The organism is Methylobacter marinus A45 (assembly GCF_000383855.1).
Taxonomy (GTDB): domain Bacteria; phylum Pseudomonadota; class Gammaproteobacteria; order Methylococcales; family Methylomonadaceae; genus Methylobacter; species Methylobacter marinus.
In genome coordinates, this window is record NZ_KB912877.1 from 2,050,865 (window position 1) to 2,076,699 (window position 25,835).

Annotated in this window: 25 protein-coding genes; 17 read left to right on the forward strand and 8 right to left on the reverse strand. The window is 56.9% G+C overall.

What is annotated here, in order from left to right:
- Nucleotides 1-70 precede the first annotated feature (70 nt).
- Together METMA_RS0109490 and rlmA are read right to left on the reverse strand one after the other, a co-directional pair.
- A complete protein-coding gene (locus METMA_RS0109490) occupies nt 71-868 on the reverse strand; it encodes a sulfite exporter TauE/SafE family protein (protein WP_020158853.1) in 798 nt (265 codons plus the stop codon).
- Nucleotides 869-955: 87 nt separating this feature from the next.
- The gene (gene rlmA / locus METMA_RS0109495; protein ID WP_232216340.1) at nt 956-1,816 is read right to left on the reverse strand and encodes a 23S rRNA (guanine(745)-N(1))-methyltransferase; all 861 of its coding nucleotides are present in this window, start codon (nt 1,814-1,816) and stop codon (nt 956-958) included.
- A 68-nt stretch (nt 1,817-1,884) separates the two neighbouring features.
- Between rlmA and METMA_RS0109500 the strand changes: the two genes are divergently transcribed.
- From METMA_RS0109500 to METMA_RS0109535, 8 genes are all read left to right on the forward strand, one after another.
- Nucleotides 1,885-3,174 carry an NAD(P)/FAD-dependent oxidoreductase gene (locus tag METMA_RS0109500; protein ID WP_156830479.1) on the forward strand — a complete coding sequence of 430 codons (1,290 nt, stop codon included), beginning with the start codon at nt 1,885-1,887 and terminating at the stop codon, nt 3,172-3,174.
- Nucleotides 3,171-3,764 carry a DUF3261 domain-containing protein gene (locus METMA_RS0109505; RefSeq protein ID WP_020158856.1) on the forward strand — a complete coding sequence of 198 codons (594 nt, stop codon included), beginning with the start codon at nt 3,171-3,173 and terminating at the stop codon, nt 3,762-3,764. Before METMA_RS0109500 ends, METMA_RS0109505 begins: the two co-directional genes overlap by 4 nt.
- Nucleotides 3,745-4,923 carry a beta-ketoacyl-[acyl-carrier-protein] synthase family protein gene (locus METMA_RS0109510; protein ID WP_020158857.1) on the forward strand — a complete coding sequence of 393 codons (1,179 nt, stop codon included), beginning with the start codon at nt 3,745-3,747 and terminating at the stop codon, nt 4,921-4,923. Before METMA_RS0109505 ends, METMA_RS0109510 begins: the two co-directional genes overlap by 20 nt.
- A gap of 199 nt (nt 4,924-5,122) precedes the next feature.
- Nucleotides 5,123-5,554: an ApeP family dehydratase gene (locus tag METMA_RS0109515; protein ID WP_020158858.1), complete on the forward strand. Its 432-nt coding sequence runs from the start codon at nt 5,123-5,125 to the stop codon at nt 5,552-5,554.
- A 64-nt stretch (nt 5,555-5,618) separates the two neighbouring features.
- Nucleotides 5,619-5,990 carry a GxxExxY protein gene (locus METMA_RS0109520; protein WP_020158859.1) on the forward strand — a complete coding sequence of 124 codons (372 nt, stop codon included), beginning with the start codon at nt 5,619-5,621 and terminating at the stop codon, nt 5,988-5,990.
- A 58-nt stretch (nt 5,991-6,048) separates the two neighbouring features.
- Complete coding sequence (gene fabG, locus METMA_RS0109525) at nt 6,049-6,774, forward strand: 3-oxoacyl-ACP reductase FabG (RefSeq protein ID WP_020158860.1); 726 nt, start codon at nt 6,049-6,051, stop codon at nt 6,772-6,774.
- The gene (locus tag METMA_RS0109530) at nt 6,774-8,006 is read left to right on the forward strand and encodes a beta-ketoacyl-ACP synthase (RefSeq protein ID WP_020158861.1); all 1,233 of its coding nucleotides are present in this window, start codon (nt 6,774-6,776) and stop codon (nt 8,004-8,006) included. The genes fabG and METMA_RS0109530 overlap by 1 nt, the downstream gene beginning before the upstream one ends.
- A gap of 5 nt (nt 8,007-8,011) precedes the next feature.
- The gene (locus METMA_RS0109535; protein WP_027147189.1) at nt 8,012-8,374 is read left to right on the forward strand and encodes a hypothetical protein; all 363 of its coding nucleotides are present in this window, start codon (nt 8,012-8,014) and stop codon (nt 8,372-8,374) included.
- Between the two features lie 27 nt (nt 8,375-8,401).
- Here METMA_RS0109535 and METMA_RS0109540 read toward each other — a convergent pair whose 3' ends face one another.
- The gene (locus METMA_RS0109540) at nt 8,402-9,103 is read right to left on the reverse strand and encodes a class I SAM-dependent methyltransferase (protein WP_040590484.1); all 702 of its coding nucleotides are present in this window, start codon (nt 9,101-9,103) and stop codon (nt 8,402-8,404) included.
- 207 nt (nt 9,104-9,310) lie between these two features.
- Between METMA_RS0109540 and sodC the strand changes: the two genes are divergently transcribed.
- From sodC to METMA_RS0109560, 4 genes are all read left to right on the forward strand, one after another.
- Nucleotides 9,311-9,835, forward strand: a complete 525-nt coding sequence (sodC, locus tag METMA_RS0109545; protein ID WP_020158865.1) for a superoxide dismutase family protein — start codon at nt 9,311-9,313, stop codon at nt 9,833-9,835.
- A 478-nt stretch (nt 9,836-10,313) separates the two neighbouring features.
- Nucleotides 10,314-11,483 (forward strand): acyl-CoA dehydrogenase family protein, encoded by a 1,170-nt coding sequence (locus METMA_RS0109550; RefSeq protein ID WP_198014490.1) that lies wholly within the window; start codon nt 10,314-10,316, stop codon nt 11,481-11,483.
- 120 nt (nt 11,484-11,603) lie between these two features.
- Nucleotides 11,604-12,422 carry a class I SAM-dependent methyltransferase gene (locus METMA_RS0109555; protein ID WP_020158867.1) on the forward strand — a complete coding sequence of 273 codons (819 nt, stop codon included), beginning with the start codon at nt 11,604-11,606 and terminating at the stop codon, nt 12,420-12,422.
- Between the two features lie 236 nt (nt 12,423-12,658).
- Complete coding sequence (locus tag METMA_RS0109560; RefSeq protein WP_020158868.1) at nt 12,659-13,624, forward strand: alpha/beta hydrolase; 966 nt, start codon at nt 12,659-12,661, stop codon at nt 13,622-13,624.
- Here the strand turns inward: METMA_RS0109560 and METMA_RS0109565 are convergent.
- Entirely contained in the window at nt 13,581-14,558 is a 978-nt protein-coding gene (locus METMA_RS0109565) for a DUF2156 domain-containing protein (protein WP_020158869.1), read from the reverse strand. The genes METMA_RS0109560 and METMA_RS0109565 overlap by 44 nt on opposite strands.
- Before the next feature lie 482 nt (nt 14,559-15,040).
- Here METMA_RS0109565 and METMA_RS24370 point away from each other — a divergent pair, with 482 nt between their 5' ends.
- The 4 genes from METMA_RS24370 (at nt 15,041) to METMA_RS0109585 (ending at nt 19,832) form a co-directional block, all read left to right on the forward strand.
- The gene (locus tag METMA_RS24370) at nt 15,041-15,904 is read left to right on the forward strand and encodes an IS5 family transposase (RefSeq protein WP_040590486.1); all 864 of its coding nucleotides are present in this window, start codon (nt 15,041-15,043) and stop codon (nt 15,902-15,904) included.
- Nucleotides 15,905-16,221: 317 nt separating this feature from the next.
- Entirely contained in the window at nt 16,222-17,034 is an 813-nt protein-coding gene (locus METMA_RS24375) for an RHS repeat protein (protein WP_020158872.1), read from the forward strand.
- Between the two features lie 12 nt (nt 17,035-17,046).
- Entirely contained in the window at nt 17,047-19,332 is a 2,286-nt protein-coding gene (locus METMA_RS24380) for an RHS repeat domain-containing protein (protein WP_020158873.1), read from the forward strand.
- Between the two features lie 53 nt (nt 19,333-19,385).
- Entirely contained in the window at nt 19,386-19,832 is a 447-nt protein-coding gene (locus METMA_RS0109585) for a hypothetical protein (RefSeq protein ID WP_156830480.1), read from the forward strand.
- Between the two features lie 197 nt (nt 19,833-20,029).
- Here the strand turns inward: METMA_RS0109585 and METMA_RS0109590 are convergent, their stop codons facing one another.
- From METMA_RS0109590 to METMA_RS0109605, 4 genes are all read right to left on the reverse strand, one after another.
- Nucleotides 20,030-20,386 (reverse strand): hypothetical protein, encoded by a 357-nt coding sequence (locus tag METMA_RS0109590; RefSeq protein WP_020158875.1) that lies wholly within the window; start codon nt 20,384-20,386, stop codon nt 20,030-20,032.
- A 274-nt stretch (nt 20,387-20,660) separates the two neighbouring features.
- Complete coding sequence (gene haoB / locus METMA_RS0109595) at nt 20,661-21,653, reverse strand: hydroxylamine oxidation protein HaoB (RefSeq protein WP_020158876.1); 993 nt, start codon at nt 21,651-21,653, stop codon at nt 20,661-20,663.
- Complete coding sequence (locus METMA_RS0109600) at nt 21,653-23,320, reverse strand: multiheme c-type cytochrome (protein WP_020158877.1); 1,668 nt, start codon at nt 23,318-23,320, stop codon at nt 21,653-21,655. Before METMA_RS0109600 ends, haoB begins: the two co-directional genes overlap by 1 nt.
- A 380-nt stretch (nt 23,321-23,700) precedes the next feature.
- Nucleotides 23,701-24,297 (reverse strand): hypothetical protein, encoded by a 597-nt coding sequence (locus tag METMA_RS0109605; RefSeq protein ID WP_020158878.1) that lies wholly within the window; start codon nt 24,295-24,297, stop codon nt 23,701-23,703.
- A gap of 611 nt (nt 24,298-24,908) precedes the next feature.
- Here METMA_RS0109605 and METMA_RS0109610 point away from each other — a divergent pair.
- The gene (locus tag METMA_RS0109610) at nt 24,909-25,724 is read left to right on the forward strand and encodes a class I SAM-dependent methyltransferase (RefSeq protein ID WP_020158879.1); all 816 of its coding nucleotides are present in this window, start codon (nt 24,909-24,911) and stop codon (nt 25,722-25,724) included.
- Nucleotides 25,725-25,835: the final 111 nt, after the last annotated feature.

Below are 25,835 nucleotides of genomic sequence, written 5' to 3' on the forward strand. Positions count from 1 at the left end.
TTACAGCCTCGTACGGAGTGCGTATCCTACGGCTGATCCGTCCAAAGGCGACTTAAACTGCCCTATATCACTACAAAACAAACTTCATGCCGATTAGGATCAAAAGACTCGCCAGTACCGGCCTTAGCACCCTTTCCGGAATCTTGGCGCTGAAATAGCTGCCGACGTAAATGCCGGGCAGGGAGCCGACCAGCAGGCTGCCGAGCAATACCAGATCGACATTGCCCATATGCATATGCCCGAGCCCGGCGACGGCCGTCAGCGGAATCGCGTGCGCCAGATCGGTGCCGACAATGCGCACGGTCGCCAGGCGCGGGTACAGGAACAGCAGGGTCACCGTGCCCAGGGCGCCGGCGCCGACCGAGGTCAGCGTGACCAGCGCGCCCAGGATCAGGCCGGTCAGGACCGTTAACGGATTCTGCCAGCGGCCGAAGCGCTCATGATGGGTCTTGCGCTGCAGGGCTATTTCGTGTTCCTGGCTTTTGCGGGTAAAGACGCTGCGGAAAATCAGCGAGATCGCCGTTAAAATCAGTGCCACGCCCAGCGTCGTGGTCATCAGCTGCGTAACACCGTTATCCTTTTCGACCACATAGGTCAGCAGATAAATCACCGTCAAGGCGGCAGGCAGGCTGCCCAGCGCCAGCAATCCGACGATTTTCCACTCGACCGACTGATGCTTGTTATGGTGCACCAGTACGCCGCCGGTCTTGGTAATGGCCGCGAACAACAAATCCGTGCCGATCGCCGTCTGCGGAGCAAAATTAAACAGGAACACCAGCAGCGGCGTCATCAGCGAGCCGCCTCCGACGCCGGTTAAACCGACTAATGTGCCAACCAGCAAGCCTGAAGCGATATACCCTATGTCCATAAATAAAGAGCCTTAATTCTCAAGATAATAACAGTAGCCGGGCATTATATAATTATTGCCGGGTTAAGAAGCGATTAATGCAGGTAATCAGGCAATGGCCGTTTTTTTCGCCAGGGTCAGCACAAAATCGGCTTCTATTTCGAGTTCGGGCGCCTCCTTGATAGCCTGCCGGACAGGGTCCGGCGCCCGCCAGGCAAAAGGCGTCATCTGCAGCAACGCGATGCGTTGTTCGCCATCCGGCGTGATCTTGTAATGGAGCCGCTCCGTCGTCAGACACTCGAAGCCGGGCGGCAACTCGCCGGAAGCGGCGTGCGCCCTGACCTCGCTGTAGATGAATTCCTTCAGCTGCCACAGGTGGCGCGGACCCGGCGTCACCGTCAGCAACAGGCCGTCAGGCTTCAGTACCCGCTTCAGTTCCTCATCATTCGAGGGCGCGAAAACTCTCAACAACAGATCGAAATAGTGATCGGCATAAGGCAGGCGCTGCGAGCTGGCGACGATAAAGCGGGCGCCGGGCTGTTTTTTGGCCGCCATGGCGACGGCGGTTTTGGCGATGTCGAGGCCGTGCACGGCAACATCAAGGCAATGGGCTTCGATAAACCGGCTGTAATAGCCTTCGCCGCAGCCTAAATCCAAAACGCGTTCCGGCTTGCCGGCGGCGATCATGGCCGCGACGGCCCGGGCCAGGGGCTGGTAAAAGCCGGCTTCCAGGAATGCCCGCCTGGCCTGCATCATCGCCTTGCTGTCGCCGGGCTCGCTCGAGTGCTTGTGCTGGACCGGCAAAAGATTCAGGTAGCCTTCGCGGGCCAAATCGAAGCTGTGCCGTTTCGGGCATTGATAGCTTTTGCGCGTGGCGGACGCCTCCAGCGGTTCGCCGCAGACTGGACAGATATAACAGGACATGAAAGGTAACGGTTCGGGCTTGTGGAGGGCGTATTCTATAGCCAATACCCTTCATTCCGAAGCGCTTATTCATGTTATTATTGGCGCCTTTATTATCTTGCGGTCATTCATTCATGTCGTTAGCGGCGCCCTTGGATCAGCAAAAAGATCCCGGCATAAAAAACAACAATAGCTGTCATCACGTCATCATTATCGGCGCCGGTCCTTCGGGCAGTATTGCCGGCGCCCTGCTGACGAACAAGGGCTACCGGGTCACGATTCTGGAGCGCAGCCTGTTCCCGCGCTTCAGCATCGGCGAAAGCCTGCTGCCGCAATGCATGGAATTCATCAAGGAGGCCGGCATGCTGGACGCCGTCGTCAATGCCGGCTTCCAGTACAAGGACGGCGCCTCGTTCGTGCGCGGCCGCAAATACACCGATTTTTCCTTCGAGAACAAGTTCACCGCCGGCATCGGCACCACCTTCCAGGTGCAGCGCGGGGCCTTCGACGGGCTGCTGGCGCAGGAAGCCGAACGCATGGGCGTCGAGATACGCTGGCAGCAGGAAGTGCTGGCGGCCGATTTCTCGGCGGACAGGCCGAAATTGGCCGTGCGCGATGCGGCGGGCGAATCGCTGATCTGCGAAGCCGATTTCGTGCTCGATGCCAGCGGCTTCGGACGCATCCTGCCGAAGCTGCTGGATCTGGAGTCGCCTTCGGGCTTTCCGGTCCGGCAGGCGCTGTTCACGCATGTCGAAGACCGCATCGGGGCCGGCGCCCGCTTCGACCGCAACAAGATCCGCATTACCGTGCATCCCGAGCATGAGGATGTCTGGTACTGGCTGATACCGTTCAGCAACGGCCGCAGCAGTCTGGGGGTCGTGGCCCGGCAGGCATTTTTCGATTCGCTGCCCGGCGACAACAAGACCGCGCTGCGGCAGATCGTGAGTCAGGACCCAAGCCTGACCGAACTGTTAAGCAAGGCCGAATTCGACAGCCCCGTGAACACCATCACCGGCTATTCGGCCAACGTCAGAAGCCTGTACGGCAAGGGTTACGCCCTGCTGGGCAATGCCGGCGAATTCCTGGACCCGGTATTCTCGTCCGGCGTCACGATCGCCATGAAGTCGGCCAGCCTGGCCGCCGCGGTGCTGGACCGCCAGTTCAAAGGCGAGGCGGTCGACTGGCAGGCCGATTACGCCAGACCCCTGCAGCGCGGCGTCGACACCTTCCGCGTGTTCGTCGACGCCTGGTACGACAGCCGGTTTCAGGACGTGATCTTCCACGACAAACAGCGGCCCGAAGTCAAGGCGATGATTTGCTCGATACTGGCCGGTTACGCCTGGGACGAAAACAACCCTTACGTCAAAAACGCCCGTTCAAGGCTCGATACGCTGGCGGCATTTTGTCGCGGCGACAGGGAATGACCGGATTGACCCTGGCCCGCAGGCCGTCCGTTTTTGCGGCCGTGTTCATGATGCTGGCCTTGCTGGCCGGGTGCGCGGTAACACAGCATCAAGACACGGCCGGACAGCCGGCCGTTCTGCCGCTCGCGCCGCCAATGGGACCGGCGCGGCATATTGTGCAGCAGTTGACGGCCACTTGGGCGGACCGGCAGGAAACTTTGCTCTGCGTGCTGGAGCTGGACGCTCGCCATATCGCCATGGCCGGCTTGACGCATGAAGGCTTGAGTCTGTTCAGTTTAAGCTATGACGGCCGTACCCTGACAGCCGACAAAAGCCCGCTGCTGCCCGCTGCCGTGGCGCCGGAATTTATCATGGCCGATCTGCAGCTGGTATACTGGCCTCTGGCCGAACTGAAAAAAATACTGCCGGCCGGCTGGCGACTGGAAACCGGTCCGGGCCATCGTATGTTGTACCGTCAAGATGATAAGAAAGTTGAAATCCGCTATTTGTCGCCCGATATCCCATGGCCCCGGGACGTCGAGCTGACCCACCATCAATACCGTTATCGCTTGCACATCAAGACTCTCAGTTATGACGTATTACCTGAATGATTTAGGCCTCTTGTGCGCGCTCGGCAGTTCCAAAGCCGAGGTCGGCAGGCGGCTCATCGAGGGCGACCGCTCGGGACTGGTGATGACCGACCAGTTCAGCCCCGGGCGCGCGGCCATCGTCGGCCGCATCGACAGCGAATTGCCCGGGATCGCGCCTGAATACAGCGTTTACCGCTGCCGCAACAACCAGCTGCTGCTGGCGGCTCTGGAACAGATCCGGCCGACCGTCGAGGCGATGATTGCTTCATTTGGGCGTGATCGCATCGGCGTCGTCGTCGGCACCAGCACGTCGGGCGTTTTAAGCACCGAGCAGGCGCTGGCTTCGGTAGCGCAAACCGGCGCCCTGCCTGACGGGTTCCATTACAAGCAGCAGCAGATGGGCGCCGGCGCCGACTTTCTGGCGTTTTACCTGAACCTGACCGGACCGGCCTACACGATCTCCACGGCCTGCTCATCCAGCGGCAAGGCCTTCGCCTCGGCGCGCCGCCTGCTCAATCTGAACCTTTGCGACGCGGTCATCGTCGGCGGCGCGGATACCCTGTGCGGCCTGACCGTCAACGGCTTCGCCGCGCTGGAATCGATCAGCACCGGCTACTGCAAGCCGTTCGGCCGGCATCGCGACGGCATCAACATCGGCGAGGCGGCCAGCCTGTTCGTGCTGAGCCGGCAGCCCGGCCCCGTAGCCCTGCTGGGCATCGGCGCGACCAGCGACGCCTACCACTTTTCGGCGCCGGACCCGGCCGGCACGGCCGTGATCAAAGCCATGCGGCTGGCCCTGGCCGATGCCGGCAGAACGCCCGATGACATCGATTACCTGAACCTGCACGGAACCGCCACGGTACTGAACGACGCCATGGAAAGCGCGGCCGTGAACGCCGTATTCGGGCCGGAGCTGGCGGTCAGTTCCAACAAGGGCATGACCGGCCACACGCTGGGCGCGGCCGCCTCGCTGGAACTGGGCTTCTGCTGGCTGCTGCTGACCGCCGGTAGCGAAGGCGCCCTGATCCCGAACGTCAGCGACGACGAGCCCGATCCCGAACTGGCGCCGCTGCATCTGGTAAAAAAAGGCGAACGCCTGGGTCGGCGCATCGAGACCTGCCAGAGCAACTCGTTCGCGTTCGGCGGCAATAACTTATCGATAGTGGTGGGCAGGGCATGATCGGTCATGAAAACATTTGTGGGGGCGATTTTAATCGCCCTGGGCGACTGCCAAAAGTAGGCGCTCCAGGCGAAGTCGCCCCCACACCGCTGGACAATGCGCTTTGTAGGGTATGCATCGCATACCTTTTTCGAAATTTGCCGATTCACCATGACTCTGAGAAGGTACGCACTGCGTACCCTACAACTTTAAACGCCTCATGAATGTATTCCCCGCTATTGCCGAACTGATCCCGCACACGGGCCCGATGATCCTGCTGGACCGCGTGACCGCTTTCGACGATAACAGCCTGTCGGCCGAACTGGTCGTGCGCGCCGGCCTGTTCGGCGACGGCAAAACCGTGCCGGCCTGGGTCGGCATCGAATACATGGCGCAGACCATCGGCGCCTATGCCGGCATGAAAGCCAGGCTCGCCGGCGAGCCGATCCGGCTCGGCTTCCTGCTGGGCACGCGGCGCTACAGCGGCAACGTCGCCGAATTCAGGGTCGGCACATTGCTGACCGTGCGTGTCGACAAGATCATGCAGGACGAAAAACTAGGCGCTTTCGAGTGCCGGATTGCGGGCGAAGGCATCGAGATGACCGCCAATCTGAATGTTTACCAACCACCGCTTGATGACATACAGTTATGATTATGAATAACTGACCTGAGTATTTAACCACGAAGGTCACGAAGTACACGAAGGACGTGAAGAAATGAAATTTGATGGACTATCGAATCGGGTTATTGGTTGTGCTATTGAAGTACATAAAACATTAGGTCCAGGCCTGCTGGAATCGGCTTATGAGCAATGTTTGGCGCATGAATTAAATACGGCGGGACTTTCTTTTGTCAGGCAAAAACCTTTACCTGTACACTACAAAGGCGTTGATCTGGATTGTGGATATCGGTTGGATTTTATGATTGAAGACAAGCTTATTGTTGAGCTGAAAAGTATTGATAAACTGCAAAAAATTCATGATGCACAAATTCTGACATATATGCGTTTGACTCGTTTAAATGTCGGCCTATTGATCAATTTTAATGAAGTCTTGCTAAAAAACGGCATTAAACGTTTTGTCCTTTAAACCTTCGTGTTCTTCGTGACCTTCGTGGTAAAAATTTCCTAGCTCTTACGTAATATCAATGAATAAAACGATTCTAGTCACAGGCTCCAGCCGCGGCATCGGCAAAGCCATCGCCTTATATCTGGCCGAGCGCGGCTTCGATCTGGTGCTGCATTGCCGCAGCCGGCGCGCCGAGGCCGAGGCCGTAGCAAACGACATCGAACGGCTGGGCCGGACCGCCCGCATTCTGCAGTTCGATATCGCCGACCGGGCGCAGTGCGCCGAGCGGATCAATGCCGATATCGAGGCCTTCGGCGCTTATTACGGCGTGGTCTGCAATGCCGGCATCACGGCCGACAACGCCTTTCCGTCGCTGACCGGCGAGCAGTGGGACAGCGTCGTGCATACCAATCTGGACGGCTTCTATAATGTCCTGCAGCCCGTGATCATGCCCATGGTCAGACGGCGCAAGCCGGGCCGCATCGTGACGCTGTCGTCGGTGTCGGGGCTGATCGGCAACCGCGGCCAGGTCAACTACAGCGCGGCCAAGGCCGGCATCATCGGCGCCACGAAGGCGCTGGCGCTGGAACTGGCCAAGCGCGACATCACCGTCAACTGCGTGGCGCCGGGCCTGATCGATACGGAAATGGTCAGCGAGCTGCCGCTGGACGAGATCAAGAAAATGATTCCGGCGCGGCGCGTCGGCAATCCGCGCGAAGTGGCCGCGGCCGTGGCATTCCTTATGTCGGACGATGCCGGCTACGTCACGCGCCAGGTCATCGCCGTCAACGGAGGTCTGTGCTGATGCGGCGGGTCGTCGTGACCGGCATGGCCGGCCTCTCGCCGATAGGCAATGACTGGTCGCAGGTGGCGGCGCGGCTGAAGGCTCAATCCACGGGCATCCGCCATATGGCCGACTGGGAAAAATACCGGGGCTTGAATACGCGGCTCGGCGCGCCGGTCGAATTCACGAAGCCGGCGCATTATACGAGGAAGCAGACGCGCAGCATGGGCCGCATCGCCCTGCTGGCCATTTACGCGACCGAGCTGGCGCTGGCCGATGCGGGGCTTTTGGGCGACCCGTGCCTGAGCAGCGGCCAGACCGGCATCGCCTACGGCAGCTCGGCCGGCAGCCTCGAGGCGGTGGCCGAATTCGGCAACATGCTGATCAACCATGCCGTCGACGGCCTCAACGCCACCTCCTATATCCGCATGATGGCGCATACGGCGCCGGTCAATATCGGCCTGTTCTTCGGCATCAACGGCCGCGTCTATACGACCTCCAGTGCCTGCACCTCGGGTAGCCAGGGCATCGGCTATGCCTACGAGGCGATCAGGCACGGCTACCAGACCGTGATGGTGGCCGGCGGCGCCGAGGAGTTGTCGGCCTCGGAAGCGGCCGTGTTCGACACGCTGTTCGCGACCAGCCTCAGCAACGACAAGCCGGACAAGAGCCCGAGGCCCTTCGACCGCGACCGCGACGGGCTGGTCATCGGCGAGGGCGCCGGCACGCTGATTCTGGAGGAATACGAGCATGCGCTCATGCGCGGCGCGCGCATTTATGCCGAACTGGCCGGCTTCGGCACCAATTCGGACGGCCTGCACGTCACGCAGCCCAACAGCGACAGCATGCAGGTCGCCATGCGCCTGGCGCTGCGCGATGCCGGGCTGAAACCTGCCGACATCGGCTACATCAGCGCGCACGGCACGGCGACCGACCACGGCGACATCGCCGAGAGCCACGCCACGGCGGCCGTGTTCGGGAGCAAAACGCCGATCAGTTCGATGAAAAGCTTTACCGGCCATACGCTGGGCGCCTGCGGCGCGCTGGAAGCCTGGGCGGCCATCCAGATGATGAACGAGGGCTGGTTTCATCCGACGGCCAATCTGGACAATATCGATCCCCAATGCGCGGAGCTGGATTACATAACGGGCGCTATCCGGCGCCTGGAGTGCGATTACGTCATGAGCAACAATTTCGCTTTTGGTGGTATAAATACGTCTCTGATTTTTAAACGTGTAACAAAGAGGGAGTAATAACAATGATAAGAAAAGTGTGTGGGGTTTTGGCGTTGGCGGCGGCCATGACGGGCTGTACGACAACGGGGCATTTCAAGGTGCCGGAAGGATCCGAGCTGTATGTTTACAAACGGCCGGAGCCTTTGAAAATCAATGCCAACGGCGAAGCCACGACCAAGCCGTTCTTCTGGACCGCGGCGGGCATGCCGCCCGGCGGCGGCATTCCTTACCGCCTGGAACAGGACGGCAAGACCATCAAGGAAGGCAAGCTGAGAACCAAGTTCCGCACCGTCTCCATCTTCTGGCCGCCGGCGGCCGCCATCTACTGGCCCATGGGCTTCAATCCGAATATCACTTACGATCTGATCAACGACACGCAGGAATAAGCGCCGGATCAGGGGCTTTAGCCAGCGCTAAAGCCCCTTTACCGCCACCAGATTCAACAAGGTTTCCTCGCGGTTTTCGGGCACGCCGAAGCCGAACCACTCCAGCGCGCCGACATCGGGTCGGCTCCACCACAGATACGGCGTCGATATCGCGTTCCGGTCGACCTTGAAGCCGGCCTGCCGGATCAGCGCGATGTATTCATCGGACGTTTTCTGCACGTGCATCGGATGCCTAAACAGCAGGCGTATCAAAAAGGAATGAATGAACTTCCGGCACGATTCGGCGAACAACAACGTGCCACCGGGTTTGAGCACGCGGTAGAACTCGGCGATAGCTTTCTCATGTTGCACGATATGGTGAAAACTTTGATGGCAGAAGACCATGTCGAATGCCTGGTCGGGATAAGGCAGGGCTTCGGCATTGCCGACCGTGACGGTAACCGGACTGCTGCAGTGTTCAGCCTGTCGGACGGCATCGCCGATCAGCGCCTCATCGATCTCAATGGCGCAGATACCGGCCGGATGGAAGCGCTGGTCGAGCATCCTGAACGCATGGCCGCGTCCGCAGCCGATATCCAGTATGGCGGCATAGCCGGGCCGGTCGGCTGGCAATAAGCTGTCCAGCTCATCGAGCGCGCGTTTCAGCACGCGTTGCTGCCACATGTCCGTATTAAGAAACCAGATCCCGAATGGGCTTTCTTTTACCCAGTGTGTTGCCGGAGATGTCATTGTTTGAATCCGTCCTGAAGATTGTTTTGGAGCGGGCATTGTAAGGCACGGGGCCGCAACAGTCATTCAGGATGCAGGCGCTGCCGTGAAACGGGCGGCCGGGCCTCAGCATGGTCCGAAATAAAAGGCCGGCGTGTAAATTATGTGAAACTAAATAATAGCCGCCCGCTTCAAACCTGTAATCCTAACCATCATCAGGAGTACAACATGCGCCATTCATCCAGGTATTTTCTGTTGAGCTGCCTCGTGGCGGGTTCGGTATCCGCCGTGGAACTTGTCGTACCCATGGACTTGATCAGCGAGCGCGGCATTGGCAAACGCATCGGTGCCGTCAGTATTGCCGATAGCCCTTATGGCTTGGTATTTACACCGACGCTGGAAAATCTGCCGGCCGGAGCCCATGGCTTCCACGTGCACGAGCATCCAAGCTGCCTGCCGGAGGATAAAGACGGCAAACCCGTGGCCGGGCTTGCCGCCGGCGGACATTACGATCCCGAAGGCAGCAAGCGCCATGACACCCCTTGGGGAGACGGTCATCTCGGCGATCTTCCGGTTCTGGTCGTCGACCCTGACGGTAAGTCAACGTATCCCGTATTGGCGCCTCGTCTCAAGCTGAAAGACGTTAAAAACCGCGCGCTGATCATTCATGCCGGCAGCGACAATTATTCCGATATTCCCGAGCCGCTCGGCGGTGGCGGCGCGAGAATAGCTTGCGGCGTCATCAAGAACTGACTGCCGCTTATAGTCAGCAACCGGGGCGGCTGGGCGAGGGATATCTATCCGGATCGGGTTCGCGAATTCATTCGCGCCGGCAAGGCAGACATGCCTGTCCTCCGAATATCCGCAATAGCGGCGAGCGGGATAAAAACCGCTTGTGCGTGACCTCAGCGGGTCACTCATGATTTGGCTGAAAATGACTTCCTGAAATTGGCATTTTGCATAGGATGTGCTGAGCGAACGTGAAGCGCATCGCTGGTGAACGATACCCTAAAGGGCACAAGTGCGCCTCCTGTCGTCGATACATCCTATGCTTAAACAGGGACATGATTGACGGCCAAATCCTGATATTCCGACTGGGTCTGTCAGTGCATTGTTATGCGAAGCATATAAGAATTCCATAAATTGATTATGGTTTTTATATTATAATCCGGCTTCGACAGGCGGCATATTCAGGCGCCTGAATTCGATAATGATGTTACAGGAGACTTTCATGTCCACATCCGATACCCTTCTTAGAGCCGTCCGAGAAATCGAGCCGATTATCCGGCAGCACGCCCCGGAAGCCGAACGAGAGCGAAAACTGGCCACGCCCGTAGCCAGGGCGATGCACCAGGCGGGGCTTTACCGGTTGTGGCGGCCGAAGGTGCTCGGCGGCTTCGAGCTCGATCCGATCTCAGGCCTCCGCATTATCGAGGAAGTCTCGCGCATCGACAGCGCCGCGGGCTGGAACCTGCAGATCGCCGTCGCCCACGACATGTTCGCGCCCTGGTTCGGCGACCGGGCCGCACAGGAGATTTTCCATGCCGACGCGGTTCCGGTCGGCGCCTTCAATCCCGCGCGCAAGGCCGTTCCGGTCGCGGGCGGTTATCGGATCTCGGGGCGCACGTCATTCGTGAGCGGCGCGCATCACGCCACGGCCTTTATCGGCTTCGCCCAGATCCATGACGGCGACAGGCTGCGCGTGGATGCCAACGGCGTGCCCGAGATGCGGCTGATCGCGGTGCCCGCTTCCGAGGCCGAGATTGTCGACAACTGGAACACCATGGGCATGCGCGGCAGCGGCAGCCATGATGTCGAGATGCGGGACGCGTTCATCCCCGAGCATTGGGCCGCGCCGTGGGGACCGTTGGAGAAGCCCGGCAGCGCTTATGAAGGACCGCTTTACCGGCTGACGGTCTGGCCGGCGATCGCGGCCCTGGTGGCGCCGGCGCTCGGCATCGCGCGCGCGGCCATCGATGAAGCAGTAGCGCTCATCATCAACAAGACGCCGGCCTTCGGCACCAAAACCCTCAAGGATTACGGCGTCGTGCAAACGCGGCTCGCTCAGGCCGAAGCCAAGCTGGGCGCCAGCCGCGCGTATTTCTTCGAGGCCTTTGAGGAAGCCTGGCAGGAAGCCGTCGCCGGCCGGCCCATCACTGTTAAACTCAAAGGCAAACTGCAGTTGGCCATGACCCATGCCACGCTCGAATGCGCTCAGGCCGTAAGCCTGGTCCATGAGATCGCCGGCGCTTCGGGCATCCGCGAGGAATATGCCTTTGAGCGGCATTTCCGCGACGTTCACGTCATCACCCAGCACGGTTTTACGAACGCGAGCAAGCTGGAGTCGGTCGGGCAGATCCTGCTCGGGCTCGATCCCGAATGGCCGTTTTTCCAATTCTAAAGCTTGGGACAAGGCCCGCATTCTGAGCTTGGCCGGATACGGGACGACGTTTATTTTAAATATTAGAAAAGAGTAATTTTTTAAAACTGATAGAGGTACAAGGCAAGTATGGAACAGAGTATGAACGAATTGATGAACCACACGGCCGACATGGGGCAGGCGGAGATGTTCTCCAAGGCCTGGTATAACGAATATTTCCGGCGCGCGGCGGAAAGCCCGGCGCATGCGCGCTTCTGCGAGGCCGTGTATGGCAGGGATCTGTGCCAGCACGGCATGATGGATGTCGAGGAGATGGATTTTCTGGCCTCGCTGCTCAAGTCCGGCGAGAACGTGCTGGAAGTCGGCTGCTCGAACGGCCACATCACCGAGCACCTGCACGACAAGTCGGGCTGCCGCATTCTGGGCCTCGATTATGCGGACGCTGCCATCGCCCAGGCGCAGGCCAGAACCCGGGATAAAGCCGCGACGCTGAATTTCCGCTGCGTGGATCTGATCCAGGACGAGTTGCCCGGCGGCGATTACGACGTCATCCTGGCCATCGATTCGATTTACTTCATGGGCGATTACGGCAAGACGCTGGCTAAGCTCAACGCCAGGCTGAAACCCGGCGGGCGCATGATCATCGCGGCGTTTCAGGCCAGGGAAGAGGATGATCCCGATACTATCCTGCTGCCCGGTCATACGCGCATGGATGAAGCGTTGCAGTCGCTGTCGTTCCGTTATGTACAGCATGATTTCACGGCGAACATCCGCAATCACTGGCTGAAAAATTACGAATTCTCACGGACGCTCCAGCCCGAGTTTGCCGTCGAAGGCAACGCTTTCCTGTGCGAGGCGCGCATGGCCGAGAACGGCTGGTTCAAGGATCACGCCGAGCGCGAGACGCTGGTGCGGTTCATGTACGTCGTCGAGCATAATGCGGATTTGGCGCGGGTTTGATCAGCGGATTTATTGATTAACTCCGAAGCACACGAAGCCGTAGGGTATGCACCGCATACCTTTTCAAAAATTCACGATGGCGCGGCGCCGGCAGGTTTCGCGCCATACCCTGCGGCCGTTTCCGCCAAAAGCGGGCGCTATAGCCCGCTCAACATGGTTTGAAATGCGGGGTTGACAGCATCAGTCCAATCCGCGCAGCATGTTCCCGGTCAGCTATTTGTAAAGACTCACTCACAATGCGCCAATATCGCTTATTTTTCCACTTGCTGCTCGCCGCCAGCCTGCTTTTGTTGACCATCAGCTGCAATGACTTCTGGACGCAACTCCCACTCGATACGCTTGCGACCGATGCGGCAGGCATGCCGGAAGGCGATTTGGCGGGTCCCGGCCGGCAACAGGTTGGCTCTACACAGGTCGAAGTGCAGCATCGGGGCGAAAGACTGGAGGTCGTGTTGTACAAATCCTATCGTGTGCAGACGCCGGCGCCTGCTGTTGTCTTCCTGCCCGGCCGCATGGCGACCGACGACCAGTATGAAAGTTATGCCCGCGCGCTCGCCTCCCGTGGCTTTGTCGTGGCCGTGCGCAGTTGGTATTCGCTTTTCAGAAGCGATCTCGAACTGGCTCATGATGCGAAGGTAATCGCCGATTGGCTGGTCCGGACCCAGGGGGTTGATCCGGGCAAAATCGGCATCGCCGGCCATTCCATGGGCGGCAAGGATGCCGTGCTTGCTGCCGCGCAATACGGCGGTTTTGCCGGCGTAGTGGCCATCGATCCCGACGACAACGGCAACGTCTCGGTGGTGCACGGCCCGCTGGCCCGCTTGAAGTCCCCGTTACTGCTGATCGGCGCGGAACTGGCCTGGCGCGCATCGAGCGTTTGCGCACCGCGGGCGACGAATTATCTGCGTTTCTTCGAGCGGGCGCCGGCCGGAACCGTCGAACTGACCCTGCGGGATGCCGACCATGTGCAGATGCTGGATGAGCCAGACCGCTTCGGCTACGGCATTTGCCGTAGCGGTACGGCGGATTCGCGCCAGGTACGCGTCACGGCAAGGCGCGCGACGGTCGGGTTTTTCCTCCAGCATCTTCAGGGCTGGCCTGTCCCGCCGATGCTGAAGCCCGGCCAGGACACTATTCGCGTGGCGCAGGCTGATCCGTTCACGGAAAATGAAGGGACCGGGATAGGGCGTAAAGTGCCCTGAATCCGATACGGGGCGATTGGAACAGCAGGTATAAAGGTTCTCTTCGCGTTATCCGGAATTTTTCCCAAAACAAAGTCTTGCCGTGCTGGTGCATGAGCTTGATGGCAAACAAGCGGTAAAACTTGCGCGACAGCCATTCGGTGTGGGGCGGGCAACCCTTGATGCGCCCCAGCGCCTCCAGCGGCCCAATTCCCAGGCAGACCGAAGCGATGCCTTCTTCGCGCAACGCCCGCAGGGCTGTGACGATCATAAGTTCGTTGGTATAGAGCGGGGCGTCAGGCGCGGAAAACACCAGATTGATCAGGTGTCGGCACTCGGCATAACCGATCTGTTGCATGGAGAGAAAGCCAGCCGCCTTGCCTTCCCGCTCGGCAATGAACCAGCGCCTGCCCTCTCTGTCATCGAATAGCCGGGGTCGGCCAAGATGCATCTGCGGCCCATAACGGTCATTCCGCCATGCCTCGCACATCGTCCGCACCCGTGCTTCCAGTTGCGCATCAGGTTCTCCCTGATACTCGCGCACAGCCAGGCCCGTCCGCCGCGCATGGTTGAGGTGCTGGCGCAGATGGCGGGCCCGCGGGCCGGCCTCGGGATCGTTCCGGGGATCGGTTATCAGTAAGCTGGCAAACTCCATCGAGGCATATCCGTGCTCACGGGCATAGGGTTGCAAATCGGCCGTTGCCGCGACGTACACGATCGACCAGCCCTTGCCGGCGCAATAATCGGCAAAGGCGTCTGCCAGGCGGATTTTGTGCTCCGGCGCGCAGACCGGATCGCCCTGTACGACAGCGCACCGCCACACGGGCAAATAGTTGATCAGCCCGTCGACGGCAGGCGTGCGAAAGAGGCTGCGTGAAGGATCCAGGGCGGCGTGCGACACAGGGCCGCCGTATTGCCGGACCAGATCCACGGTGGTTGAAGGCGGTTTCGTCATAGGGTGAGATTAAATAGTGGAGTGGCATGGTGGGCATGGCATCGGGGTAAGGCGCAATGAGGCATGCGCAATCGTCCGTGGTTTTGTGGTCCCGCGGCTGAAAAGTTTCACACTCATCCTGATTCTGACGGCGGCAAAACCGATTCTGTACATCCGACTCTCCAGGCAATGATGTCATGACCTGTTTTTAGCTTGAGAGTTTCGTCGCGGGCCCGCAGGGCAATGCCCTGGCGGTTCGCGCGCAACAATGGCTCATACAGGTCAAAAGGGGCGCCTGTATCGTACGGATGCATTGTAGGGGCGGACCTGTGTGTCCGCCCTGTTTCGGGTACCCCTGTGTCAGGATAGTTGACGCATCAATCGCGAATGACGCGGTTCACCTCGTTCACCGTATCCTAAGAACTTATCCGTAAATAAATTGCTAAAAGGAATTTGTGTATGGAAGAATTACGATTTTTTAACGCGTAAAAAATCGTAATAGTTTGAAAAGATTAGCCAGTTGGAAAGTTTCCGATGATTTCTGTGCACGTGTAGAGCCGTTGATACCCAAGCCGCAGCGAGATCCCAGCAAAACCTATCAGCGCAAAGCCGGAGGCGGAAGAAAGTCGCAGGCACCCAGGAAAGTTTTTGAAGGGATCTTGTATGTGTTACGAACGGGTTGTCAATGGAAAGCCCTGCCGAAAAGTGAATTCGGGAGCAGCAGTTCGGTTCATCAGTATTTTCTTGACTGGGAGGCCGCCGGTTTATTTGAGCAGTTATGGCAAAAGGGTCTGCTGGAATACGATGAAATGGAAGACATTGCCTGGGAATGGCAGAGCCTTGATGGGGCGATGGTGAAAGCGCCTTTGGCATTGGAATCTGTTGGCAGAAACCTGACGGATCGGGGGAAAAAAGGCAGCAAGCGCAGTCTTCTGACGGATCAGAAAGGTGTGCCGCTCTCTATCGTTATCAGCGGCGCCAATACCCATGATGTCAAACTGCTGGCGGCAACCTTGGATGGCATTATCATCGATCGTCCGGATGGCGAAGACAGTAAAAAACAACATCTTTGCCTGGATGCGGCTTATATCGGTGAACAGGCAAAACAGGATGTGCGGGATAGAAACTATATTCCCCATATTCGGCCTCGAGGTGAAGAGATTGAAGAAAAAGCCAAGAACCCTGAGTTCAAGCCGAAACGTTGGGTGGTTGAAGTCTGTCACTCCTGGTTCAATCGGTTCCGGAAAATATTGGTCCGCTATGAGAAAATGGATCGGAGTTATCTAGGGCTGTTGATGCTGGCTGCCGCTGTCATCGTTTTTCGTAAGATCAAACTACAAAACCAACCGAATATTATTTACGGATAAGCACTAAGTAATGGGCATGGCATAAATCAGGGAATTGTAGGTGCGAATTTATTCGCACTGTGCGGATACCCTGAAGGGCACAAGTACCCATAGGGCATAAATAAATCCGCACCTACACCAGAAATTCATCCGCACACTTGAGGAAGTTATTTTATGCCCGTTCCTTAGTAGTGACAGGTAGCGTAGCAGGATGCAGTGCTTCTGATACGCGGGTGATCTTTTATGATCCCACTCCTGCAGCAACCAAGAAAAACCAAGGCCCTTCTCCAGCCACGTGCAATGGCACAAACCCAATCAATGGTGGAACCAGCAATAAAGTGCAACTGGAAACCGTCCGGGTCGAAGGCCTGGCGCCCGGTTCAAGCTGTCCGGCCGATCTGGCGGCTTACACGCCTGCGGCCAATAGCAGCGAACGTAAAACCAGTATCGACTGGCATCCGACTTTCCGCCTGCCGGTCAAGCTCACCGAACCGGGCCTGGAGACCCGCTACAACTACGACGACAAAGGCCAAGTCACGCTGAAAAGTTTCAAGGACCTGAATAGCCTGCAGACGCGCAGCTGGGCGACCACCTATACCTATGCGGCCGCCGGCAACCTGCTGAGCAAAGTCGAAGACGGCCCGCGCACGGACGTGTCCGATGTCACGACCTATGACTATTACCCGGACGATGCCGCCTGTGCGGGCGGCCACTTCGGCTGCCGCGGCCAGCTCAAACAAATCACCGATGCCCTGGGCTATGTCACGCAGATCGGCCGCTACAATGCCCACGGTCAGCCGGAAGAACTGACCGACCCGAACGGTCTGGTCACGACCCTGGTTTACGACGCCCGCCAGCGCCTCACATCCCTGACGGTCGGCGATGAAACGACCACTTACAGCTATGATCCGGCCAGTCTGATCACTCGAGTCACTGGCCCTGATGGCGCCTATCTGGCTTACAGCTATGACGACGCCCACCGCCTGACCGAGGTTAAAGACCAGCTGGGTAATACTGTTACTTATACTCTTGACGCCATGGGCAACCGGGTCCAGGAGGACGTGCGTGATCCCACAGGCCAGCTGGCCCGCAGCCAAAGCCGTGTCTACGACGCCTTGTCGCGTCTGCAAAACCTGGTATTACCGGAATAAGGAGTTTCCCTAATGAACTTAACGGCAAGAATTTTCTTTTTAACACTGGCCTCGATCCTGACCAGCCTACCGCTGCCGGTGCAGTTCATCAGCGCCGCGAACGCGGCGCCGGCGGTCAATACGTATGAATACGATCCCAACGGCAACCTGATCAAGTCCACCGATCCGCTCGGACGCATCCGCCAGTACCAGCATGACCCCCTGGATCAGCCGGTGCGCCAGCTGGAGCCGCATCCGACCGTCGTCGGTAGCACCCAGGGACAGATCGATATCGGCTATGACAGCTTGGGCCAGCTCACCAGCGTCACCGATCCGCGCAATCTCACTACCCAATATCAGGGCGACAGCCTCGGTAATCTGACCAGCCAGATCAGCCCCGATACCGGCACCACCAGTTTTACCTATGACGCCGCCGGCAACGTCAAAACCCGCACCAATGCCCGCAACAAGACCGCCGTCTACAGTTACGACAGCCTCAACCGCATCACCCAGGCTGTTTATGACTCCCAGACCGTCACCTACAGCTGGGACAACTGCCTCAACGGCATCGGCCGGCTGTGCAGCCTGGCCAACAACTACGACACTGTCAGCTACAGCTACGACAGTCATGGCCGCATTACCAGCAAGACTCAATCGGTCAGCATGAATACGCTGACTGCCAGCTACAGCTACAATACACAGGGCCAATGGGAACAGACGGTCACGCCGAGCGGCCAGACCATCGGCTACGTCTGGCTGAACGGCAAGATCGACGCGATCACGGTCAACGGCCAGACGCTGATCAGCCAGATCGGGTACGAACCGGATGGTCAGATTAACGGCTGGACCTGGGGCAATGGCCAGCAGCACGAGCGCTTCTACGACCTGGTCGGGCGCCCTGTGCTCGCCAGCCTGGGATTCAATGCCGCCCAGCTGCCTAACAGCCGCCACTATGGTTACGATGCGGCCGGACGGCTCATCCAAATGACCGATGACAGCAATCCCGGCCTGAACCAGCAGCACGACTATGACGGGCTGGACCGCCTGACCGGCAGCGAGCGGGGCGAACCGGCCCAGAGCCGCATCGACTACAGCTACGATCTGAACGGCAACCGCACCAGCAAAATCCTGGACAACGCCACAACTTACAACTACAACATCAGCGCTAGCAACAACCGGCTGCAAAGCCAGAGCGGTGCCCAGGCCGTCAGTTACAGCTACGACAAGATGGGCCTGCTGGTCAGCGATGGCACTCACAGTTACAGCTATAACCCGGAAGGGCGGCGCACCAGCGTCATCGGGGTCGTCAGCTACGGCTATAATGCGCTCGGCCAGCGGGTCAAAAAGAATGTCATCGGCGGCCCCTTCACGCGCTACTTTTATGACGAACAGGGCCATCTGGCCGGCGAATACAACGCCTCGGGCCAGCTGCTCCAGGAGATCGTCTGGCTGGGCGACTTGCCGCTGGCGGTGTTGAGACCGACCGTGCCAGCCAGCGCTACCGTTGACGTTTACTATATCCATGCTGATCCGCTGGGCACACCACGGCAGATCAGCCGGTCCAGCGACAACAAGGTGGTATGGACCTGGGAATCGGAAGCGTTCGGCGCCAGCCTGCCGGACCAGAACCCGTTCGGCTTGGGCACGTTCGTGTTCAATCTGCGCTTTCCAGGCCAGTATTACGATGCCGAGACCGGATTGCATTACAATGTCTTTCGCGATTATGATCCGCGGACCGGGCGGTATAGCCAGAGCGACCCCATTGGGCTGGCGGGTGGGTTGAATACTTACATTTATGTTGCGAATAACCCGCTTAATTTAATCGATCCGGATGGGTTATGTCCTGAAGGTCAAGCCTGGAAATCTAAAGGGCAGCGCGGCAAGTGTGTACCAGAATCGGAAGCTGATTACTTGCCTGGTAATGCAGCAGAAGATTTTTTGGAGAATTGCCCACTACCACAAATTAAAGGTATTGCGGCTATAACGGCTGGAATTACTAAAGTCGTCAAGTCTGTAAATTGGAAAAGTGTAAAGCAATTTGGACATACTTTTAATACACATGGGGCAGGTGCAAAAAACACAGATAGACTCGCTGACAGAGCAAGAGGAACAGGTAATCCACAAGGGCAATGGAAAGATAATGAAAAAGCAGCCGAGTTTTTAAATGATACTAAAACTGGAGTTGATGGCCCTGCATCTGTCCAAATACCGGAAGGGCTAGGGCAAGTTGTTATGCCGGATGGTTCGATTGTAAATGCAACGCGAGCCACTATAGTTCCTGGACCCGATGGAATACGTACAGCTTATCCAATCCCCTAATATAAGAAATGTTACTAGAACTAACGCTGAATAATTTAAATAAGAATGAACGTATGCTAGCGAAATCTTACAGCCCAGAGCTAGACGATGTTCGTTCGATATTAAATGATATATGTAATTTTATTGAAAACAAGTGCAAATTTTTAATTTCAGGGTTCGGTCAAGAATATTGGCCGGTTACAGTCTATGCAGATTTGCCTGTATTTTTAGAACAATTGCCGAACGTAATAAAACAAATTTCCCTTGGCAATTTAACTGAAATTGAGTTCTATGAACAAGGTATTGAGAGAAGGCTTTTATTAGAGCCGAATGGCGATTTCTACAAATTAACTTGCATTAGCCAGACCAATTGGCAACCTGATCCAAGCAATGAAACAATAAATGCTTTGGAATTAAAAAATATGTTGTCTGAATTTCTGGAAAGCTTTTTGAATATTACCTATTCTATTGCCCCACATTTAGAAAATAATCAATGGCTTAAAAATTGGCTTAACCCATAACTTGTAATGGCCATATGGCGGATGAATCGTATGATGGATTTGCCTTGGCAATCCACCACAAACGGAGTCTTAGAACCGCAATGCTCCGCAATATTAATTGGCTGCTTGAAATGGCGGTTTGCTGCTATCTGACTATATGATCAAAGGCGGTGCCATTTACCGGATTATCTACGATAATTTGTGGATTCATGGTCACCTTACCCCAAGACCCAAAGAACAAGTCCTGCTGCAAAAATCGTCATGCTGGCAGCTATCAAGTTCATGGTAGCGACACGCCGCGATTCACGGATCGAGGAAGCGAGCCAGGTTGTAGTTGATTCCACTTCGCAGCGCAACGACTCTGGCGCCGCTATTGCACAGTCATGCATGGTTGTCATCATTGCTTCACGGCTGGCTGTCAGAGCTGCGTTGAGCGTCCTTTCAGCCTTGTTTTTGGCGTCATCGCCCCAGCGATGGGCGATGGCTTCCATCTCTTCCTTGAAGCGATCCAGAATTTCTTGCTGAGCGGCCGCGCTGTCCTGCATCAACCGTTCATTGATCGTTTGCAGAATCAAAATCGGATCATGGCTGTATGGCGGATGAGACGTAGTGTGGATTTGCCTTAGTAATGGGCATGGAATAAATCAGGGAATTGTAGGTGCGAATTCACAAGTACCCATAGGGCATAAATAAATCCGCACCTACACCAGAAATTCATCCGCACACTTGAGGAAGTTATTTTATTCACGTTCCCAAGCAAAACGATTTCGCTAAGGCGACAGTTTTAAACTCTCAACCGCGCCGTCACGAAATGCTTGAAAGCGGTCAGCTCCGCCCGCGTTTTGCATTTTAACGTGCTGGCGGGGTATCGATTTTATACACGGACAAAAACCCGCCCCAATGGCTCTGGTAGACCAGACTGACACCTTCCGGCAACTGCTTCAGCGAATCGACGAACGGCAGCAGCCTGACCAGCAAGGTATTTTTGGCTTGCGCATCGGGCGTGGACCAGACACGGTAATAACTGCCTTCTTTCTGCGCCAGATAATTGCCCCCGCCGGTTTCATAAGCCCAACGCTTGACCTGTCTGATGTCTCCGTGCAGGTCGTTGCCCGCCGGGATATTTTTTGAGTTCAGCGATAAGGGCGTGCCGCCGTAAGCGGTGAACTCGGCCAGATACAGCAGCAGATCATTGTTGACCAGCAGATAGACAGGCCGCGACGCGCCAAAATGCGCGCCGATCTCGGCCAGGGCTTTGTCGCTGTCCATGGTCAGCCAGCGCGCCATTTGCGCCAGGCGCGTGCGCCCCCCGTCCGAGGCCGCGGGCAACCTGTCCTGCAATGCTTTCCACACCGGATTATGGGCAAAGGTCTGGTCGGACGGCTCGCGCAGCCAGGCCTCCTTGCCGCTCAGGTAATGAATGCGCTGGCCGTCGTCCCACCAACTCAGGAACAGGGCATCCCGCGGCGCCTTGCGAGCAATGATGTCGGCGGCGGACTGCCAGATATCGTGCCGCAACCCGGTCGGACTGGAAGCAATCGCCTGCGCGTCCTTCGGGAACAGCACCGCGCCCTGCTGGCGGCCTTCATCGTCTTGATACCGGGCAAGCAGCAGGTTGAACAGGTCCTTGCCGTCCTGGCTGAAGGTATAGCGGTCGATCGACTGTGCAGGGAAACGGCCTTGCACATCGGCTGGCGTTTCCGGCGCATGGCGGACGCTGAGCTGATCGCCGCCGCCTCCATCCGTCGAGGATGCCAGTTGCCGGTACAGTATCGCGCTGCCCGTTGCCAGCAGCACGACACTGAGCGACAGCAGCAGCCCGTTCCTTATTTTCCGCGACATCACGCTTGTTCACTGTCCTGTTCGTCGACCTTATCCTCCGGTTTTTTAATCCGGCCGGGTTTCAGAACCAGATAAGCCACGCCCAGACCGAACACGATCAGCACCACGCCGCTGATGAACAGGCTGTTGCCGCCTTCGTCTTTTTTGCTGGCTGAGGCGGGCGAGGCTGCCGCGGCCGTTTGACCTGCCGCTTCACGCAGGCGCGTGTCTTCGTCCATGATTTCGGTATAGTCCTTCAGCAGTTCCGACCAGCCTTCGGTGTAGGTGAAGCCGCCGGGATTGGCGTGGAAAATGCCTTTATAGTGCTTGATCAGGTCATGTTCCCACATGTCGGCATGGATGCGTTCCACGTGGCTGGGGTTGTTGCCCTTGGCCCAGAACAACTGGAAGAAACCGCCCGGTGCGTCTTTTTCCGGGGCCGGCGGGTTGGGGCGGTTGGTTTTCTGGCCGACCAAGAGACCGTCATCATAAAGCTTGTTGACCACTTTCTTGGCTTCCTGCTCCACGGCCAGTCCCTGAATAGTGCCTTTGTCGGCAGCGTCCAGGTAAGCCTTGGCGAAGCTGGCCGAATGGCACAGGCTGCAGGTGTCGATCCAGGCCTTTTTTCGGTCTTCAAACCAGGGATGGCCGAGGTTGTCGGCGATAGCGGGCGTCGGGTTGAATGCCCAACGGACTTTGCGCACCAGATTGTGGGAATATTCGCCCTTGTATTCGAAGTGGCAGACCTGGCAGGTCGGCGCCGTGTAGCCGCCCTTGGTGATGGCGTCTTTCAGCGGGACTTCGAAGTTCCATTTTGCTTTACCCTGCGTCTGGTACTGGGTGCCGTGCTTGGACATCATGAAGTTTTCAAACTCGTTGTGGTCCACGCCATTGTGACAGGTGGAGCAGGCTTCCGGCTGCCGGGCCTCGGCGACGGAGAAACTGTGGCGGGTATGGCAGCCGTCGCATTTGTTTTGCTGGTAATGACACATATCACAGCCTTGCGCCACTTCCCGCTGGGGCATGGCCGCCCAGACGGTGTTTTCGACGTTCGCTTCCCAGTCGACCGCATGGGAAGGATGGCCTTTGCCCCACTGTTGTTGCGGCCATTCCTGGTCTCTTTCCGATTCCGCTTCGGCGAATTCATTCAAATGGCAAGAGCCGCAGGCGGCGCGGTCGGGCATCACCAGGTTCTCGGCGTGGTTGATGGATTCCTTGCCGACGCCGCCGTGGCAATCGATACAGCCGACCTGATCGAGTTGCTGGCCTTCTTCAAGCAAGCCCTGTTTGACCAGGTTGGCTTCGACTTGCGCCAGCTTTTCTTTCTTGTAGGCGCGCACATCGCTGTCCGACAGGTTTCGAATCGCGGCCAGATCACTGTGGACGCTGTTTTTCCAGGCATGAAAGGCGCCCGGCGTGGCGGCTTCGTGACAACTGACACAGTCGTTGCGGCCGAATTCGCCCTTAATGGTTGTGGGCGGCTTGTAAAAGTCCTTGGGGTTCCAGTACTTCTGGATGGGAATCGGTTCCCAGTAATCGGCGTGCGACCCCTTGCCCGGGTGCGCGTCATAATAGTTTTTCTTGAGTTGTTTAAAATCGGGCGTTTCCGTGCTGGCAAACCCGATACAGCTGAACCCTATCAAGCTGAATAACAACAGGCTCAGCAAGCTAAGCGTCTTATGTTTCATACTACACCCCTATGGCCGTTTTTAATTATTGTATCGATTCGAAACTAAAGTCTAGCGCAATACGATCCATAATAAAACAAATATTGTAAGGGGGACTAGCGGCTTTCATCGGTTGCAATCTGTTTAATTGCATTGATTGCGCATGATCAATAACCCGAAGATCAACCTTCGATTTGGCTCATTGGTCTTTTGACGCCGGCAGGGGAAGGGAGAAAGTCCGGCAAGGGGAGGCGATTTTATCACCTGCGGGGGACGACTTCACGTCAAGCACCTGCTGCCGGCAGTCGCCCCCGCAGTTGGCGTAAGGTCTGACGCTTGGTTGGGATCGTGAACTTCGCGGGGGTTGCGCTAAAAATACGCGAGGCTGAACACGCAGGCCGCTATATTTGCATCAGTAATGAATAGACGGCCTGAGAATAAAGGTCCAGCAGTTCCGACATCAGGTAATAATACGTGGATTCCAGGGTTTCGGTAGGCTGTTCCATAAATAGGTTGAACAGGTCGCTCAGGGCATAAAAACTGTTTAGCAAGGCCTGTTCGGTGGCTTCGGTCGCCGCATCGAGATATGCCATGACAGGCGCGATGGCTTCCGCCGCAACCGCTTCGGGGTTTTCCAGGAAATTTTGCAGATAAAGCTGAGTTTCCCGTCCCGCATCGCTCACATCGGCCACAAGCTGTTGGTAGGACGCCTCGGCTTGCGGCAACAGCTCTTCGGTCATCCGTGCGTAAAGTTCATCGGAGCGCTTGGCCGCCTGATCGTACCAGGTCGTCAGCGTCGGGCCCGGCTGGTCGTACAATTGTCTGGCCGATGACGCCATCGATGCATGGAAATCGATCAAGGCCGCGCGGATATCCTGATAGAGCGCCTGCAATTGCAGGTTCAATTGCGAAAAGAGTCTCGATGTGGGCAAAAACAGCTTGTTCTCCAGATCAAGGTCTTTAGGAAATAGAAAATTCGGATTATCGGAAAAAGTCATAACACTCCTTAATAATTCAGCCCGGACTCAATTGAGCCGAAAAAGAATGCGGACATTTCGTCCGCATTTGAGAGGAAGGATAGAGTAACTCTGATTCTCATAAAGAGCGCATACAAGAGTCGCGGTTAGTGTATTTATCCCGCAACCCGTTGAAAATGCGACATGATGACGCGCGGCAAAATGTCTCTACAATTGGCATGCAACCTGCAGCGTATTAATGGTTTTGCCTGCGGAAAACCAGCGCCGACGCGGCTTTCATCCTGAGTGTGGCACTTAAACTATGGTATTTCACGCACCAAACTGGGTGATTTCACGCAATATTGCGCGAAAAGCGCCCGATGGGCGGATTTAGCGAATATTTCCAAGGGCGAATGCCGGATTGATCCCGATTCAGAAAGTGCTTAAACTTTAATCTAGCGCGGATGATGAGCGGCAACGGCTGCCATTTTTTTTCAGGCAGTCGGGGCGTTTTATGTCCCTGGCCTTATAACCTCCCTTGCCGCGCAAGCGCTTTGGCACCCGCTATCCGGCGTACTGTCCACAAGTATGCCGCTGGCTGTGGATCAGCAAAAATCGACCAGGCATTTTCTCTCTATCTCAAAAAGGACGTTATGAAACCGATATCCAATACCGCTTTTTATTGCTGCGGCGTTCGCATGCAAGATGCCGAAACGGCGAACCCGGTTTGCCAAGACACGTATGCCAAAGTTTTTATGGATGAGGCCGGGATGAGGATTTTTTCCGATTTCCAGGAGGAAACCAATCCCAACGCCGGCAATGTGGCGCGGCATCGGATTATCGACGACTGCATACGGCAGGCGCTGGTTGATAATCCCGATTTGAGGATTGTGCTGATCGGCGCCGGCTTTGACAGTCGTGCCTATCGGCTAGACGGCGGTGTATGGCTCGAACTGGATGAGCCGCAAATCATCGCCTATAAAAACGAGCGACTGCCGGTTGAAGCATGCAAGAATCGGCTGCAACGCATCGCGATCGATTTTGAAACCGAATCGCTGGAAGCGAGACTGCAGGCGTTTTCCACCGATGAGCCCGTCATCGTCGTCATAGAAGGTGTTTTTATCTATCTGCACGAGGATGCCGTCAGGCAAACCCTGCAAACCTTACATCGGCTGTTTCCGGCGCATAAACTGATCTGCGACCTCATGACGGAAAAGTTTTTCAACAAATACAGCCTCACCCTGCAGCAAAAACTGGGCAGATTGGGCGCCGATTTCAGGTTTACCTTGCCCAATCCCGCCGAGTTATTCTGCCGCTGCGGCTATCAGGTCACTCAAAAGCATTCCATCGTCGCTAAGGCTGTGGAATACGGATCGGTAAAAGCGCCGATGCTGCTGTTGAAACTGTTCATGAAAACCCTGGTGCATGGCTATTCGATATTTGTATTTGAATCGGCTCTCAGGCGATAAATAGTCATCGGAATTGATCTTTGTATAACCAAGGCGCAGAGGGGACTCAATGCAGGATGATCTGTTAGGAACGCGTATAAAATAACTTCCTCAAGTGCGCGGATGGATTTC

Coding starts and splice junctions, on each gene's coding strand:
- METMA_RS0109565 (WP_020158869.1), bottom strand. CDS start 14,558: ATGACGAAACCGCCTTCAACCACCGTGGATCTGGTCCGGCAATACGGC.
- METMA_RS0109550 (WP_198014490.1), top strand. CDS start 10,314: ATGTCCACATCCGATACCCTTCTTAGAGCCGTCCGAGAAATCGAGCCG.
- METMA_RS0109515 (WP_020158858.1), top strand. CDS start 5,123: ATGAATGTATTCCCCGCTATTGCCGAACTGATCCCGCACACGGGCCCG.
- METMA_RS0109540 (WP_040590484.1), bottom strand. CDS start 9,103: ATGACATCTCCGGCAACACACTGGGTAAAAGAAAGCCCATTCGGGATC.
- METMA_RS24380 (WP_020158873.1), top strand. CDS start 17,047: ATGAACTTAACGGCAAGAATTTTCTTTTTAACACTGGCCTCGATCCTG.
- METMA_RS0109610 (WP_020158879.1), top strand. CDS start 24,909: ATGAAACCGATATCCAATACCGCTTTTTATTGCTGCGGCGTTCGCATG.
- METMA_RS0109605 (WP_020158878.1), bottom strand. CDS start 24,297: ATGACTTTTTCCGATAATCCGAATTTTCTATTTCCTAAAGACCTTGAT.
- METMA_RS0109600 (WP_020158877.1), bottom strand. CDS start 23,320: ATGAAACATAAGACGCTTAGCTTGCTGAGCCTGTTGTTATTCAGCTTG.
- METMA_RS0109530 (WP_020158861.1), top strand. CDS start 6,774: ATGCGGCGGGTCGTCGTGACCGGCATGGCCGGCCTCTCGCCGATAGGC.
- fabG (WP_020158860.1), top strand. CDS start 6,049: ATGAATAAAACGATTCTAGTCACAGGCTCCAGCCGCGGCATCGGCAAA.
- METMA_RS0109490 (WP_020158853.1), bottom strand. CDS start 868: ATGGACATAGGGTATATCGCTTCAGGCTTGCTGGTTGGCACATTAGTC.
- METMA_RS0109555 (WP_020158867.1), top strand. CDS start 11,604: ATGAACGAATTGATGAACCACACGGCCGACATGGGGCAGGCGGAGATG.
- METMA_RS0109505 (WP_020158856.1), top strand. CDS start 3,171: ATGACCGGATTGACCCTGGCCCGCAGGCCGTCCGTTTTTGCGGCCGTG.
- haoB (WP_020158876.1), bottom strand. CDS start 21,653: ATGTCGCGGAAAATAAGGAACGGGCTGCTGCTGTCGCTCAGTGTCGTG.
- METMA_RS0109535 (WP_027147189.1), top strand. CDS start 8,012: ATGATAAGAAAAGTGTGTGGGGTTTTGGCGTTGGCGGCGGCCATGACG.
- sodC (WP_020158865.1), top strand. CDS start 9,311: ATGCGCCATTCATCCAGGTATTTTCTGTTGAGCTGCCTCGTGGCGGGT.
- METMA_RS0109585 (WP_156830480.1), top strand. CDS start 19,386: ATGCTAGCGAAATCTTACAGCCCAGAGCTAGACGATGTTCGTTCGATA.
- METMA_RS0109500 (WP_156830479.1), top strand. CDS start 1,885: ATGTCGTTAGCGGCGCCCTTGGATCAGCAAAAAGATCCCGGCATAAAA.
- METMA_RS0109510 (WP_020158857.1), top strand. CDS start 3,745: ATGACGTATTACCTGAATGATTTAGGCCTCTTGTGCGCGCTCGGCAGT.
- METMA_RS0109520 (WP_020158859.1), top strand. CDS start 5,619: ATGAAATTTGATGGACTATCGAATCGGGTTATTGGTTGTGCTATTGAA.
- METMA_RS0109560 (WP_020158868.1), top strand. CDS start 12,659: ATGCGCCAATATCGCTTATTTTTCCACTTGCTGCTCGCCGCCAGCCTG.